Source organism: Inquilinus sp. YAF38 (assembly GCF_052113205.1).
In the GTDB taxonomy this organism is placed as follows: Bacteria; Pseudomonadota; Alphaproteobacteria; order DSM-16000; family Inquilinaceae; genus Inquilinus.
Genome location: NZ_JBFRCU010000047.1, coordinates 1 through 16,025, shown reverse-complemented (window position 1 = coordinate 16,025; position 16,025 = coordinate 1). Strand labels below are relative to the sequence as shown.

The 16,025-nt window shown below is 70.9% G+C and carries 7 protein-coding genes; 3 read left to right on the top strand and 4 right to left on the bottom strand.

All coding sequences use genetic code 11. From position 1 onward, the window contains the following. The first annotated feature begins 2 nt into the window (after positions 1-2). Both treS and glgB read left to right on the top strand, forming a co-directional pair. Complete coding sequence (treS, locus tag AB4Z01_RS20660) at positions 3-3,293, top strand: maltose alpha-D-glucosyltransferase (protein WP_441696910.1); 3,291 nt, start codon at positions 3-5, stop codon at positions 3,291-3,293. Further along, a complete protein-coding gene (gene glgB, locus AB4Z01_RS20655) occupies positions 3,286-5,478 on the top strand; it encodes a 1,4-alpha-glucan branching protein GlgB (RefSeq protein WP_441696906.1) in 2,193 nt (730 codons plus the stop codon). The genes treS and glgB overlap by 8 nt, the downstream gene beginning before the upstream one ends. Positions 5,479-5,484: 6 nt before the next feature. On the opposite strand, the gene AB4Z01_RS20650 is transcribed toward glgB, so the two are convergent. The 4 genes from AB4Z01_RS20650 to AB4Z01_RS20635 are packed head-to-tail and all read right to left on the bottom strand — an operon-like array spanning position 5,485 to position 13,076. Next, on the bottom strand, positions 5,485-7,764 hold the full coding sequence (locus AB4Z01_RS20650; protein ID WP_441696903.1) for a calcium-binding protein: 2,280 nt from the start codon (positions 7,762-7,764) through the stop codon (positions 5,485-5,487). 35 nt (positions 7,765-7,799) lie between these two features. Then, positions 7,800-10,232 (bottom strand): calcium-binding protein, encoded by a 2,433-nt coding sequence (locus tag AB4Z01_RS20645; RefSeq protein ID WP_441696900.1) that lies wholly within the window; start codon positions 10,230-10,232, stop codon positions 7,800-7,802. 35 nt (positions 10,233-10,267) lie between these two features. Continuing rightward, entirely contained in the window at positions 10,268-12,172 is a 1,905-nt protein-coding gene (locus tag AB4Z01_RS20640; RefSeq protein ID WP_441696897.1) for a calcium-binding protein, read from the bottom strand. Further along, on the bottom strand, positions 12,066-13,076 hold the full coding sequence (locus tag AB4Z01_RS20635) for a hypothetical protein (protein ID WP_441696894.1): 1,011 nt from the start codon (positions 13,074-13,076) through the stop codon (positions 12,066-12,068). Before AB4Z01_RS20635 ends, AB4Z01_RS20640 begins: the two co-directional genes overlap by 107 nt. Positions 13,077-13,169: 93 nt before the next feature. Between AB4Z01_RS20635 and AB4Z01_RS20630 the strand changes: the two genes are divergently transcribed. Beyond that, positions 13,170-16,025: hypothetical protein (locus AB4Z01_RS20630; RefSeq protein ID WP_441696892.1), on the top strand; the 2,856-nt coding region annotated here is incomplete at its 3' end.

The window sequence follows — 16,025 nt, the reverse complement described above, 5'->3', positions numbered from 1 at the left end:
CCATGGCCAACGATTCCCCCGCCCCCGGCTTCGATGACCCGACCTGGTACAAGGACGCGGTGATCTACCAGCTGCATGTGAAGTCGTTCTTCGATGCCAACGACGACGGCGTCGGCGACTTCAAAGGGCTGATCTCGAAGCTGGACTACATCGCCAGCCTGGGCGTCGACACGTTGTGGCTGCTGCCCTTCTACCCCTCGCCGCGGCGCGACGACGGCTACGACATCGCCGCCTATACCGAGGTGCATCCGGATTACGGCACCATGGCCGATGCGCGCCGCTTCATCGCCGAGGCGCACCGCCGCGGCCTGCGGGTGATCACCGAGGTGGTGATCAACCACACCTCGGACCAGCATCCCTGGTTCCAGCGGGCGCGGCGGGCCAAGCCCGGCTCCGCGGCCCGGAACTTCTACGTCTGGTCCGACACCGACCAGGCCTATGCCGGCACCCGGGTGATCTTCCTCGACACCGAAAAGTCGAACTGGACCTGGGACCCGGTGGCCGGCGCCTATTTCTGGCATCGCTTCTACTCGCACCAGCCGGACCTGAACTTCGACAACCCGCGGGTGCTGAAGTCGGTGCTGCGGGTGATGCGGTTCTGGCTCGACCTCGGCATCGACGGGCTGCGCCTCGACGCCATCCCCTACCTGGTCGAGCGCGAGGGCACCTCGAACGAGAACCTGCCCGAGACCCATGCGGTGCTGAAGCAGATCCGGGGCTATCTCGACACGCATTACCCGGGCCGCATGCTGCTGGCCGAGGCCAATCAATGGCCGGAAGACACGCAGGAGTATTTCGGCCGCGGCGACGAATGCCACATGGCGTTCCATTTCCCGCTGATGCCGCGGATGTACATGGCGATCGCGCGCGAGGACCGGTTCCCGATCAGCGACATCATGCGCCAGACGCCGGAGATCCCGGAGAATTGCCAATGGGCGATCTTCCTGCGCAACCATGACGAGCTGACGCTCGAGATGGTGACCGACAGCGAGCGCGACTACCTCTGGGAGACCTATGCCGCCGACCGGCGCGCCCGGATCAATCTCGGCATCCGCCGCCGCCTGGCGCCGCTGCTCGAGCGCGACCGCCGTCGCGTGGAGCTGATGAACAGCCTGCTGCTGTCGATGCCGGGGACGCCGGTGCTGTATTACGGCGACGAGATCGGCATGGGCGACAACATCCATCTCGGCGACCGCGACGGGGTGCGTACGCCGATGCAATGGTCGCCCGACCGCAACGGCGGCTTCTCCCGTGCCGATCCGGAAAAGCTGGTGCTGCCGGCGATCATGGATGCCCTCTATGGCTTCCCGGCGGTGAATGTCGAATCCCAGGGGCGCGACCCGCATTCGCTGCTGAACTGGACCCGCCGGATGCTGGCGCTGCGCCGCCGGCATCGCGCCTTCGGCCGCGGCACGCTGCGTTTCCTCTACCCCGGCAACCGCAAGATCCTGGCCTATCTGCGCAGCTTCGAGGACGAGACCATCCTGTGCGTCGCCAACCTGTCGCGGGCACCGCAGGCGGTGGAGCTCGACCTCGCCGATTTCGAGGGCCGCTCGCCGGTCGAGATGACCGGCGACACCGTGTTCCCGCCGATCGGCCAGCTGACCTACCTGCTGACCCTGCCGCCCTATGGCTTCTACTGGTTCCATCTGCACGCCGACGCCACGGCGCCGCGCTGGCACCAGGAGCCGCCGGAGCAGATGCCGGAATTCGTCACCCTGGTGCTGCGCGACGGGCTGGCCGACGTGCTGTCCTCGGCGTCGCGGCAGATCCTGGAAACGGAGAGCCTGCCGGCCTATCTGCCGAAGCGCCGCTGGTTCGCGGCCAAGGACCGGCGCATCGACAGCGTCCGCATCGCCAAGGCGACGCCGTTGCCGGGGACCGATCTGATGCTGACCCAGGTGGAGACGACCGCCGGCGGCACGACGGATTGCTACCAGGTGCCGCTCGGCATCGCCTGGGAGGATGGCGGCCTGCCGGCGCTGCAGCAGCAGTTGGCCGTCGCCCGGGTCCGGCGCGGCCGCCGCGTCGGCTTCCTGACCGATGCCTTCTCGATCCGAGACTTTCCGCTGGCCCTGATCGATGGGCTGCGGACCGGCCGCACGGTGCCCACCGAGGACGGTGAGATCCGGTTCCGGCCGACGTCGCGGATGGAAGGATTCGCGCTGCCGCCGGATATCGAGATCCAGTGGCTGTCGGCGGAGCAGTCGAACAGCTCTCTCGTCCTCGGCGACAAGCTGGTGCTCAAGGTGATCCGGCGGATCCGTCCCGGCATCCATCCCGAAGCGGAGATGGGACGCTATCTGACCGAGCACGGCGCCGGCAACATCGCCCCCCTGTTCGGCGAGGTGGTACGGATCGGCGCCGACGGCGAGCCGCGGACGCTCTCGATCGTCCAGGGCTTCGTCCGCAACCAGGGCGACGGCTGGGGCTGGAGCCTGGACAATCTGCGGCGGACGGTGGACGAGATGACCCTGACCGATGGTGCCGGCGGCGAGGAAGGCTTCGCCGACGAGGCCGGCTTCGCCGCCGCGATCGGCCGACGGCTGGCCGAGATCCATACCATTCTGGCCCAGCCTTCCGACGACCCGGCCTTCTCGCCGGAGCCGGTGGATGCCGCGACGGTCCGCGGCTGGATCGAGGAGGCGCGGGTCGAGATCGACGGCGCCGTCGCCACGGTCGCGGCGATGCGCGACTGTCCGGATGCCGCGACGGAAGCGGCGGCAAAGCGGCTGCTGGCCGGCCAGGACGGGCTGGCACGGCTGGTCGAGCGCCTGGCAGACGCCGGACGAGGGTCGCTGCAGACCCGGGTTCATGGCGACTTCCATCTCGGCCAGGTGCTGGTGGCGCAGGGCGACGCCTATCTGATCGATTTCGAAGGCGAGCCGACCCGGCCGATCGCCGAGCGCCGGCACAAATCAAGCCCGCTGCGCGACGTCGCCGGCCTGCTGCGGTCGATCGACTACGCCGCGGCTACGGCCGACGACGCCACCCACGATTCCATCCCCGAAGCGATGCGGGAGCAGCGGACTGCCCTGCTGCAGCGGTATCGAAGCGAGGCGTCGCAGGCCTTCCTCGACGCCTATCGCGCGGTCGCCCGGGCGGCACCGCATCCCTGGGCGACGCCGGAGGCCGAAGAGGCGCTGATCGCGTTGTTCTCGCTGCAGAAGGCGGCCTATGAGATCCGCTACGAGGCGGCAAACCGCCCCGGCTGGATCGGCCTGCCGATCCGCGGCCTGGCCGCCCTTCTCGACCAGCTCGTCGCCGAAGCCAAGGTTCTGACCGATGCCTGATATCGCACTGCCGACCGGCCTCGATCCCGCCGCCCTGGACGCGATCGCGGCGGGGCGCCATGGCGATCCCTTCGCGGTGCTCGGCCCCCATCCGACCGGGGACGGCATCGTCGTCCGCGCCTGCCTGCCCAATGCCATCGGGGTGGAGGCGATGGCGCGGTCGGACGGGCGTCGCCTGGCAAAGCTGAAGCCGGTCCACCCGGCCGGGGTGTTCGCCGGCGTGCTGAACGAGGACGAGCCCTATCTGCTGCGCATCACCTGGCCAGGGGGCGCGGTGCAGGAGACCGAGGACCCCTATGGCTTCGGGGTGCTGCTGGACGATCCCGACCTGCACGCTTTGGCCGCCGGCGATCCGGAGGCGGTGCGGCGCTGCCTGGGTGCCCGGGTGGTGACGATCGACGGGGTCGAGGGCACCCGCTTCGCCGTCTGGGCGCCGAATGCCAGCCGCGCCTCGGTGGTCGGCGAGTTCAACAGCTGGGATGGCCGGCGCCATCCGATGCGGCTGCGGCATCACGGCGGCATCTGGGAAATGTTCATCCCGCGCGTCGCCGACGGGGATCTCTACAAGTTCGAGCTGGTGGACCGGTACGGCCATGCGCTGCCGCAACGGGCCGACCCGCTGGCGCGCGAGACCGAGCCGCCGCCACGCACCGCCTCCGTGGTGCCGCTGCCCCTGCCCTTCCGCTGGACCGACGGCGACTGGATGCAGGGACGGGCCGAGCGGCAGGACGCCTCCGCCCCGATCTCAATCTACGAGCTGCATGCCGGCTCCTGGCTGCATGGCGAGGACGGAAAGCCGCTCAGTTGGGACGGCTTGGCGGAGCGGCTGGTGCCTTATGTCGCCGGCATGGGCTTCACCCATCTCGAGCTGATGCCGATCGCCGAGCACCCGTTCACCGGCAGCTGGGGCTACCAGCCGCTCGGCCTGTTCGCTCCGACCGCGCGCTTCGGGCCGCCGGAGGCCTTCGCCCGCTTCGTCGATTCCTGCCACCGGGCCGGCATCGGCGTGCTGGTCGACTGGGTGCCGGCGCATTTCCCCGGCGACGCCCACGGCCTGCATCGCTTCGACGGCACCGCGCTGTACGAATACGACGACCCGCGCGAAGGCTTCCATCGGGACTGGAACACCTGGATCTACAATCTCGGCCGCACCGAAGTGGCCGCGTTCCTGCTGGCCAGCGCCCTGGAATGGCTGGACCGCTACCATGTCGACGGGCTGCGCGTGGATGCCGTCGCGTCCATGCTCTATCGCGACTACAGCCGCAACCAGGGCGAATGGATTCCCAACGCCCATGGCGGGCGCGAGAACCTGGAATCGATCGCCTTCCTGCGCCGGCTGAACGCGCTGGTGGCCGAGCGCCTCCCCGGCGCCGTGGTGATCGCCGAGGAATCGACCGCCTGGCCCGGCGTGACCGCGCCGGTGTCGGAAGGCGGCCTCGGCTTCAACTACAAGTGGAACATGGGGTGGATGCACGACACGCTCGGCTACATTGCGCAGGACCCGATCCATCGCAAATACCACCACCACGCGATGACCTTCGGCCTGCTCTACGCCTTCAGCGAGCGCTTCATGCTGCCGCTGTCGCATGATGAGGTGGTCTACGGCAAAGGGTCGCTGCTGGGACGCATGCCGGGCGATACCTGGCAGCGCTTCGCCAATCTACGCGCCTATTTCGGCTTCATGTGGAGCTCGCCGGGCAAGAAGCTGCTGTTCATGGGCGGCGAGTTCGGCCAGGAGCGCGAGTGGAACCACGACGCCCAGCTCGACTGGCACCTGCTCGACGACCCGCTGCACCGCGGCATGCAGCGGCTGGTCCGAGACCTGAACCGGATCTACCGGGCCGAGCCGGCGCTGCACCGGCGCGACGCCGAGCCCGCCGGCTTCGCCTGGACCGTGGCCGGCGATGCCGAAGCCAGCGTGTTCGCCTATCTGCGGCTGGGCGCCGAGGGCGACCCGCCGATCCTGGTGGTCTGCAACTTCACCCCGGTGCCGCGGCCGGATTACGGTATCCGGGTGCCGCAGGGCCGGCAGTGGCGCGAGATCCTCAACACCGATGCCCGGGTCTATGGCGGCGGCGGCATCGCCGCGGAGAGGCCGCCCGTGGCGATCCGCGAGGCGGACGGCCAAGACCGGCTGGTGATCTCCCTGCCGCCGCTCTCCACCACCGTGCTGCGCGGGGAGTGACCTCTCTCAGAGCACGAAATCCGTGGCCGTGAGCGGATGGTCGGAGACGACGTTGACGGCGAAGTCCGGCGCCTTGTCGCCGTTGACGTCGGCATAAACCACCTGGGTGCCCCCTGACGTCACCACCCGCAGTTCTCCGCCCGCGCCGGTGAAGCCGCCGGTGCCGAAGGTGAAGGCGGTGTTGCCGTTGGCCGCGTTGCCGTCGGCGTCGATCGCGGACAGGTCGATGCGGTCGCCGGTCGTAAAATCGGTGATAGTGTCCTTGCCGGGGCCGGAGACGGCGCTGTCGGAGAGGGCGGCATAGATGAAGCGGTCGTTGCCGGCGCCGCCCTTCAGCACGTCGCCCCCGCCGCCACCCCTGAGCACGTCGTTGCCGTCCAGGCCCCACAGCGTGTTGGCGAGAGCGTCGCCGGTCAGCGTGTCGGCGAAGGCCGAGCCCAGCACCTGCTCGATGCCGGAGAAGCTGTCGCCCTCGGCGGTACCGGCGGCGAGGCTGACGGTGACCCCCGTCGCCGAGGCGGTGTAGCCGATGGTGTCGATGCCGGCGCCACCGACCAGGGTGTCGGCCCCGGCGCCGCCGTCGAGCACATCGTTGCCGTCGCCGCCTTCGAGCCGGTCGTTGCCGGTGCCGCCGACGAGGCTGTCGCTGCCGGCCTCGCCGAAGACCTGATCGTTCTCGCTGCCGGCGTCGACCGAGTCGTTGCCGACGCCGCCATGGATGGTGTCGAGCCCGGCGCCGCCGATGAGGCGGTCGGCGCCGTCCCCGCCGTCGAGGCTGTCGTCGCCGGCCTCGCCGGCGAGGGAATCGTCGCCGCCATTCCCCGCCAGCGTATCGGCGCCGTTGCCGCCGCCGAGGATGGTGCGGCCATCATCGCCGGTCAGATGGTCGTCGAAGCTGGACCCGAACAGGTTCTCGACGCCCGTCAGCACGTCGCCCTGAGCATCGCCGCCCGTGGCGGTGTGGGCCTGCAGGTCGACGGTGACGGCGGCGGCGGAGCCGCGGTAGTCGACTTGATCGATGCCGGAGCCGCCGTCCAGCGCATCGGCCCCGGCCCCGCCATGCAGGGCATCGTCGCCGGCGCCGCCGGTGAGGGCGTTCGCCCCGGCACCGGCGATCAGCCGGTCGGCCAGCGCCGACCCGACCAGGTTGTCGATCTGGAACAGCGTGTCGCCTTGGGCATCGCCGCCGAGGCCGGTGCCGGAGATGAGATCGACCGTGACCCCGGCGGTCGAGGCGGAATAGTCCGCCGTATCGACGCCGACACCACCGGGGCCTCCGGGGAAATCGCCGTAGAGGCGGTCGGCGCCGGCGCCCCCGACCAGCACATCATCGCCGGTGTCCGTCGGAAGATCGCTGTCACCGATGAGGAGGTCGTCGCCGGCGCCGCCGACCAGCCTGTCATCACCCATTTCGCCTGCAAGCACATTCCCGCCGCCGTCGCCGATCAGGGCGTCGTCGAAGGCCGAGCCGTCCATGCCTTCGATGCCGGTGAGCGTGTCGCCTTCGGCATCGCCGCCATGGCCGGTGCCGAGCGACAGATCGACCGTCACCGCGACCGCGGAGCCGAGATACGATGCGACGTCGAGAAAGCCGTCGCCGCCGACCAGATTATCGGCGCCGCCGCCCCCGAACAGGCCGTCATTGCCCGCGCCGCCGATGAGGGTGTTGTCGGCGGCATTGCCGGTCAGCTTGTCGGCGAAGGCGGAGCCGACGAGGCCTTCGATGCTGGTGTAGATGTCACCCTGGGCATCCCCCTGGTTGACGCCGGTCTGCAGGTCGGCGACCACGGCGGCAGCGGCGTTGTCGTAGCGGGCGAGATCGAAGCCGGCGCCGCCGTCGAGCTGGTCGGCGCCCGCCCCGCCATAAAGGCTGTCGCCGCCAGCACCACCGGTGAGCACGTCGTTCGCGGCCGAGAAGGAAATCAGGTCCACCGAGGTGCCCGCGCCCAGCCCGCCGGCGTTGAGCGTCACGGTGCCGCCCTGGGCGGTGCCCTGGACCGTGAGGGTCACCGCGCCGGTAATGTTGGCGTCGTAGAAATCCTGGCCGATGGTCAGGTTGACGCTGCCGGTGGCCTGGGCGCTGACGACGTTGAAGCCGGTGATCCCGGCATAGCCGGTCAGGGCCAGGACCAGATTGCCGGCGATGCCGAAGCCCAGGGTGGCGCCGACCGCCCCGGTCACCGTGTCGGTGGTGTCGAAGAAGGCGAGGTTGTTGACGATGGCGAATTCGCCGGGACCGACCGCGCCGGTCTCGGGTCCGTCGACGGAGAAGGTGTAGTTGGCCATGACACGCCTCCCTGGGTTGTTGCGCGGCGGCGGCTCTAAAGCACGAAGTCGCCAGCGGTGAGAGGGTGGTCGGAGAAGACGTTGATGGCGAAGTCGGAGACCTTGTCGCCGTTGACGTCGACATAGACCACTTGGATCTCGCCGGCCGTCACCACCCGCAGCTCGTCGGCATGGCGGGTATAGTCGCCGGTGCCGAAGGTGAAGGCGGTGTCGCCGTTCGTGGAGTTGCCGTCGGCGTCGATCGCCGACAGGTCGATCCTGTCACCGGTCGAGAAGTCCCGGATCGAGTCCTTGCCGAGGCCCGAGGCCGCGCTGTCGGACAGCGCAGTGTAGACGAAACGGTCCGCCCCGGCGCCGCCCTTCAGCGCGTCGCCGCCGCCGCCACCGGTCAGGACATCCCCGCCACCCATGCCCCACAGGGTGTTGGCGGCTGCGTCCCCGGTCAGCGTGTCGGCGAATTCCGAGCCCAGCACCTGCTCGATGCCCGAGAAGCTGTCGCCCTCCGCCGTGCCGGTGGCGAGGCTGACGACGACGCCGCTGGCCGAGGCGGTGTAGCTGATGGTGTCGATGCCGGCCCCGCCGACCAGCGTGTCGGCCCCGGCGCCGCCGTCGAGCACGTCGTTGCCGTCGCCGCCCTCGAGCCGGTCGTCGCCGGTGCCACCGGCGAGGCTGTCGTTGCCGGCCTCGCCGAAGACCTGGTCGTTCTCGCTGCCGCCATCGATCGAATCATTGCCGATGCCGCCATGAATGGTGTCGACCCCGGCGCCGCCGATCAGGCGGTCGGCGCCATCGCCGCCATCGAGGCTGTCGTCGCCGGCCTCACCGGCCAGGGCGTCGTCACCGCCATTGCCGACGAGCGTGTCGGCGCCGTTGCCGCCGCCGAGGATGGTGCGGCCGTCGTCACCGGTCAGATGGTCGTCGAGGCTCGAGCCGAAGAGGTTCTCGATGCCGGTCAGCGTATCGCCCTGGGCGTCGCCGCCCGCGGCGGTGTGGGCCGACAGGTCGACGGTGACGGCCGCCGCGGAMCCGCGGTAGTCTGTCTGGTCGATGCCGGCGCCGCCATCCAGCACATCGGCCCCCGCCCCACCATGCAGAGCGTCGTCACCGGCGCCGCCGGTCAGAACGTTCGTTCCGGCCCCGGCGGTCAGCCGGTCGGCCAGCGCCGACCCGGTCAGGTTCTCGATCTGCGTCAGCCTGTCGCCCTCGGCATCGCCGCCATGGCCGGTGCCGGAGATCAGATCGACCGTGACCCCGGCCGCCGAGGTCGAGTAGTCCGCCGTGTCGATGCCGGTGTCGCCGACGGTGATGTTATAGCCAAAGAGGAAGTCGGCGCCGGCGCCGCCGACGAGCCTGTCGTCGCCGCCCAAACCACAGAGGAAGTTCGCGGCGCCGTCACCGATCAGTGTGTCGTCGAAGGCCGAGCCAAACACAATTTCGATGCCGGAGAGCGTGTCGCCTTCTGCGTAGCCGCCATGGCCGGTGCCGAGCGACAGGTCGATCGTCACCGCGGCCGTAGAGTCGGTATAGGAGGTGATGTCGAGGACGCCGTCGCCGCCGTCCAGATGATCGGCGCCGCCGCGTCCGAACAGGGTATCGTTGCCGGCGCCGCCGACGAGGGTGTCGTCCAGGCTGCTGCCGATCAGCTGGTCGTCGAAGGCGGAGCCGACGAGGGTCTCGATGTTTGTCAGCGTGTCGCCCTCGGCGTCGCCGCCATGGCCGATGCCGAACCCCAGGGCGATGGCCACGGCAGACGACGCGGAATAATCCGCAGTGTCGACGCCGCTGCCGCCGTCGAGCGCGTCGGCGCCCGCCCCTCCCGCCAGAACGTCGTCGCTGCCCGCGCCGGACAGGACATTCGCCCCGCCATCGCCGGTCAGGGTGTCGGCGAAGGCGGAGCCGACGAGGCCTTCGATGCTGGTGTAGACATCGCCCTGGGCATCCCCCTGGTTGACGCCGGTCTGCAGGTTGGCGACCACGCCGGCGGCGGCGTTGTCGTAGCGGGCGAGATCGAAGCCGGCGCCGCCGTCGAGCTGGTCGGCGCCCGCCCCGCCATAAAGGCTGTCGCCGCCGGCGCCGCCGGTGAGCACGTCGTTCCCGGCGGAGAAGGAGATCAGGTCCACCGGCCGCTCGCCGGCCAGCCCGCCGGCGTTCAGCGTCACGGTGCTGCCGGTGCCCTGGATGATGAGATGCGCCCCCGCGGCGACATTGGCGTCGTAGAAGTCCTGGCCGACGGTCAGGTCGACGCTGCCGGTGGTCTGGGCGTTGACGATGCCGAAGCCGGTGATCCCGGCATAGCCGGTCAGGTCCAGGACCAGGTCGCCGGTGATGCCGAAGCCGAGGGTGGCGTTCGCCGCCCCGGTCACCGTGTCGGTGGTGTCGAAGAAGGCGAGATTGTTGACGATGGCGAATTCGCCGGGACCGACCGAGCCGGTCTCGGGCCCGTCGACCGAGAAGAAGTAGGTGGCCATGACACGCCTCCCTGGGTTGCTGCGCGGCGGCGGCTCTAAAGCACGAAGTCGCCGTCGGTGAGGGAGTGGTCGGAGAAGACGTTGATGGCGAAGTCGGAAACCTTGTCGCCGTTGACGTCGACATAGACCACTTGGACCTCGCCGGCCGTTACCACCCGCAGCTCGCCGGCATGGCGGGTGTAATCGCCGGTGCCGAAGGTGAAGGCGGTGTCGCCGTTCGTGGAGTTGCCGTCGGCGTCRATCGCCGACAGGTCGATCTTGTCACCGGTCGAGAAGTCCCGGATYGAGTCCTTGCCGAGGCCCGAGGCCGCGCTGTCGGACAGCGCAGTGTAGACGAAACGGTCCGCCCCGGCGCCGCCCTTCAGCGCGTCGCCGCCGCTGCCTCCGATCAGGACATCGTCGCCGGCCATGCCCCAGAGCGTGTTGGCGGCGTCATCGCCAGTCAGTACATCGGGGAAGGCCGAGCCGAGGACGTTCTCGATCTCCGTCAGGATGTCGCCCTCGGCATCGCTGCCGCCGCCCGCGCCCGTACCGCTGGCCAGATTCACCGCCACCCCGGCGGCCGAGCCGGCATAGCTGGCGACGTCGATGCCGGCGCCGCCGGCCAGGATGTCACCGCCGGCTGCCCCTTCGAGGACGTCGTTGCCGTCGCCGCCGTCGAGCGTGTCCGCACCGGCGCCGCCATAAAGGTTGTCGTCGCCCGCCTCCCCGAAGACTTGGTCGTTGTCAGCACCCGCGTCGACGGAATCGGCGCCGGTGCTGCCATGGATGGTGTCGATGCCGTCGCCGCCGACGAGTCGGTCGTTGCCGTCGCCGCCGTCGAGGTTGTCATCGCCGCCCTCGCCCGAGAGCACGTCGCCGCCGCCATTGCCCACGAGGGTGTCGCTGCCGAGCTCGCCGCCGATGATGTTGCGGTCGTCGTCGCCGGCCAGCCGGTCGTCGAAGCTCGAGCCATACAGGTTCTCGATGTTGGTCAGCACGTCGCCCTCGGCGTCGCCGCCGGAGGCGGTGTGGGCCAGCAGGTCCACCATCACCGCGACCGCCGAGCGTTGGAAGTTGGCGAAGTCCGAGCCGTCGCCGCCGTCCAGCGCATCCGCCCCGGCGGCGCCGCGCAGCGTGTCGTCCCCGGCGCCGCCGAGCAGCACATTGAAGCTGGCGTCGCCGTAGAGGTGGTCGGCCAAAGCCGATCCGGTGAGGTTCTCGATCGTCGCCAGCGTGTCGCCCTGGGCGTCGCCACCGATTCCGGTGCCGAGCGACAAATCGACCGTCACCCCGGCCAACGATCCCGAATAATCCGCCGTATCGACGCCGGCGTCGCCGACGAGCAGGTCCGCCTCGGCGCCGCCGGTGAGGATGTTGTCTCCGGTATCGCCATGCAGCGCGTCAGCCTGGGCCGACCCGGTCAGGTTCTCGATGCCGGTCAGCGTGTCGCCATTGGCGTCGCCGGCCGAGACTTGGGCACCGGCCAGCCGCAGGTCGACCGTCACCCCGACCGCGGAGTTGGCATAGCTGGCGGTGTCGATGTCAGTGCCGCCGTCCAGCAGCTCGACATTGATGCCGCCGACCAGCATGTCATCACCGCCATTGCCGCGCAGCGTCTGGTCGGCTCCCGTCGCCGCGATCAGCACGTCGTTGAACGCGGTGCCGCGGTACTCCTCGAAGCCGCGGCTCGGATCGGGGATGAACTGCATGATGATGTCGTCGGCATCCCGGACCGAGCCCTCGAACTCGTTGATCACGATGCCGCGGTTGAAGCCGGAATAGTCGAGGATGTCATAGCCGCCCTCGCCGGCCACCTTCGCCCCGATATCGCTGCCGATGACGATGTCGTCGTCATCGCTGGCGTAAAAGAACGTGGTGTTGTCGTATTCGACCAGGGTGTAGCCGGGGGGAACCGGGCCGGCATAGCCCGGCAAGACCGCGAAGAAACCGAGTGCCATCACATGCTCCAAAAGATTCGGGGCGGCAGCCCTCGTCGATGAAGAAGGCGCTGCCCTGGGCCAGGGCCTGGAAGGTGCGGTAGGCCATCCAGATGTGGCCGCCGCTGCCGCCCCATTCGGTGCCCCAGCCGGGGCCGAAGCTGTTGCGCAGCAGCACGGCGCCGAGCGCATCGTCATAGCCGACGACCAGCAGGCAATGGCCGGCGCGGCAGCCGCCGGCCCGAGTCAGGATCCGGCCGTCGCCGACATAGGGGACCGGGCCGGCGCCGCCGTAGGACGGGAAATCGGCATGGAGCGAGAGGCCACAGGCCAGCGGCACGCCGCGCGCAATCAGGGTACGCAGCGCGTCCAGCCCGGCCGCGCCGATGATGCCGATCTGGCCGGCCCCGGCGATGCTGAAGGCGTAGTCGGAGACCAGCAGGGTGCCGCCATAGGCCCGCCAGGCCGCCTGACAATGGCTGTGGCCGGGCTTCGGCGCCGGCGCCGGCGCCTGCTCGAGATTCGGTGCGCCGTCATTGGCCAGCAGGAAGTCGAAGCACCAGGAGATCGGCCCGCTGCGGCAGAGTCCGGGCCGGCCGCCGGTCTGCTCCAGGATCTTGATGTAGGGGTAGTGCGGGCTGGCCTGCAGCGCCGGCTCTGTCGGCGCGCGGCGGGCGGCGCGGGCCGCCTTGTGCGTGGCCAGGCCGTAGATCACCGCCCAGGCGACGCCGCTCGGCGTCGCCTGGGTGCCGACCGGCGGCAGCCAGGCCGGGTCGACCGCGGCCCGCACCGGCAGCCGCAGCGGCACCGCCGGGATCACGATCGGGCACGCCTCGACCGAGTCCGGATCGTAGCCATAATCGAGGTCGGCATGGATGTCGTCCATGGCCGAACGATACGGCAGCTTCCCCCGCGATCCCGTCACGGATGCATCACCGATTGCCGGGTCGATAAAATTTTCCCATCATCCGCCGCCGCCGGGACAGCCCGGCGGCGCGTCGATCGCAGAGGGTCGGAGATGCGGGCATTGGGTCGGCAGGACGACACCGGCGAGCTGGGCGCGCCCGGTACGCCGCCGGCCGCGGGGCTGGTCCTGCGCCGCCGCCTGTTCGATCTGCTGGACCGGGCACCACAGCAGACCCTGCTGTGGGTCACGGCCCCGCCCGGCGCCGGCAAGACCGCGCTGGCCGCCGCCTGGGCCGAGGCACGCTGGCACACGGCCGACGGCGCCACGGTGCTGTGGTACGCGGTCGAGGATACCGACGCCGACCCGCTGCGCCTGTTCGCCACGCTCGGCGGCTTCCTGGGCCTGGCGCATGGCTTCGGTACCGACATCCCGCCGGAGCCGACGCCGGAGGCCTTCGCCGCGATCGCCGGGGCGGTGCGGCGCTGGCTCGACGCGGCGCCGCCGGGCCGGCCGGCCGGCCCCCGGCTGATCGTCTTCGACGACGTCCACCATGTGCCGCCCGAGGCGGTGACGATCGCCCTGCTGCCGGTGCTGGCCGCGGCGTTGCCGCCGGCCGACAGGATCCTGTGCCTGTCGCGGCTCGACCCGCCCGACCCGGCTGCCACGCCGGCACCGATCATGGATCTGCGCGTCACCGCCGACGAATACCCGGATTTCGCGCGCGACCTGCCGAGCGGCCGCGACCTGTCGCAGGAGCTGTTCCTGGCCTGCCTGCGCCGGGCCGGCGGCTGGCTTCCCGGCGTTTTGGCCGCGCTGTCGCCCGCTCTGTTGCAGGTCGGCATGGCCGCGCCAAGCGGCGATGGCGCGGCGGACCGGCGCGTGCTGCTGGCCACGGCGTTCCTTCAGGAGGGCGGCGCGGCCGAATGGACTGAGCTGGGCGGAGCCGAGGCGCCGGCGCTGCTGGACCGCTTGGCCGGCGCCGGCGGGCTGGTGTCTCGCCTGCCGGACGGGGCCTTCTGCAAGCAGGACGCCTTGCAGGCGGCGCTGGAGCAGGCGGCCGGAGCAGAACTGCCGACACCGGCGCTGAACCAGGCCCGGACCGGGGCGGCCCGGCTACTCGGCCGGCGCGGCGAGGTGCTGCCGGCCGCCCGGCTGCTGCTGGCCGCGGGGGCCAGGGACGAGGCGCTGGAGCTGGTGCTGGACCAAGCGGCGGCGATGTCGCTGGCCGGGCGTAACCGCGAGTTGCGCGACGCCATCGAACTGTTCCCGGCCGCGATCGTGGCCCGGCCACGGCCGCGCATCTGGCTGGCCTATGCCCGGATGCCTTATGACCCGCGCGAGGCGCAGCGGGTCCTGGCCGAGATCCGCCGGACGCTGGAACCGGAGACGGCGCCGCTGGACTACGCCATGGCGCTGAACGGCGAGGCCCGGGCAGTGCTGTCCGACTTCTTCGATTTCCGCGAGCTGCCGCGACTGATCGAGGAGATCGACGCCGCCCTGCCGCGGCTGGGCGAGGTGCTGCCGCCGGCGACCCTCAAGACCCTGATGATCACCCGCTGCATGGCCATCCTGATCGGCTGGCCAGACCATCCGGAGGCCGGGGAGGCGCGGCGCTGGATCGAGGCCGCCCTGCCCTTCCTGCCGCCGACGGTCCAGCTGCTGCTGGGCAGCGTGCTGGTCAACCACCTGATCTGGTGGCGCGGCGACCTGGCCGCGGCCCGCCCCTTCCTGGGCCGGCTGGAGGCGCTGGCCCGGCAGCGGGACATGGCGCCGCTGTCGGTCATGACCTGGTACTACGCCGCCCTGTCCGAGGCCTATCTTGACGGCGACGACGCGATGCTGCGCCGGCTGACCGACGAGGTGGTGGCCTTCGCCGGCGACCGCCGCGTCTCGCACCGCCTGACCAACGCCTTCTGGGTCGTGGTCCAGGCGGTGGCGACCGCGGGCGACCGCGCCGCAGCCGACTCCATGCTGCAGCGCTACGCCACCTGCGCCCGGCAGCGCTGGCGCCGCACCGATTTCATCGGGCTGCACCATCTGCGCGCCGTGGTGGCGCTGTGCGCCGGCGATACGATGACCGCGGTCGCCGAGGCCGGGCAAGCGCTGGACTATGCCCGGCGCCATGGCGGGCCGCACCAGGTCGCGGTCCAGTGCCTGCTGCTGGCGACCGCCTATGCCATGGCCGGGGACGAAGCGGCACGGCCGCATGTCGAGACGCTGCGCCAGGTGGCGGCACGCACCGGCAACGCCACCTTCCTGCTGCATGCCGACTTGGCCGAGGCGTTCCTGGCCAGGGACGACGATGTGGTGGAACCGTGGAACCGCGTCGCCGAGGCCGCCGGTCGCCTGGGATTCCGACGGATCGCCGGGATGAACCGCCCAGCCCTGGCCCGGCTGGCCGACCGGGCCCTGGCCGCCGGCGCCGAGCCCGAGGCGACGCGGCGCGTGATCGCACTGTGGGAGTTGCCGCCGCCGGAGGGGGCGCATGAGCTGTGGCCCTTCCCGGTCGAGATCCGCGCCCTCGGCGGCTTCGCGGTGCAGGCCGACGGCGCGCGCGTCGCCATGGGCACCGGCAAGGCGCAGCGCAAGCCGATGGAGCTGCTGTGGTGCCTGATCGCCGGGCCGGCCGAGGGCTGGGCCCAGGAGGACCTGGCCGACCAGCTGTGGCCGGAGCTGGACGGCGACCGCGCCATCCCGGCGCTGCGCTCCACGATCTACCGCCTGCGCAAGCTGATCGGGGCCCGGGCGATCCGGCACGAGGACGACCGTCTCGGCCTCGCGCCCGGCCAGGTGCGGACCGATGTGGCGCGGCTGCGCGCCGCCCTCGCGGCGCTGCAGGACCCGGCGGCCGCTATGGCGGCTCGCCGCGCCGCCTTCGACCTGGCGGTCGGCCTGGTCCGCGGCCCGCTGCTGCCCGGCATCCGGCTGGCGCCGGTGGCCGAGGCGCGCGACCGGCTGCAGGCTGCA

What these genes read in the sequence shown, in the direction of transcription:
- treS (WP_441696910.1), top strand. Translation starts at nt 3, where the DNA reads ATGGCCAACGATTCCCCCGCCCCCGGCTTCGATGACCCGACCTGGTAC.
- glgB (WP_441696906.1), top strand. Translation starts at nt 3,286, where the DNA reads ATGCCTGATATCGCACTGCCGACCGGCCTCGATCCCGCCGCCCTGGAC.
- AB4Z01_RS20650 (WP_441696903.1), bottom strand. Translation starts at nt 7,764, where the DNA reads ATGGCCAACTACACCTTCTCCGTCGACGGACCCGAGACCGGCGCGGTC.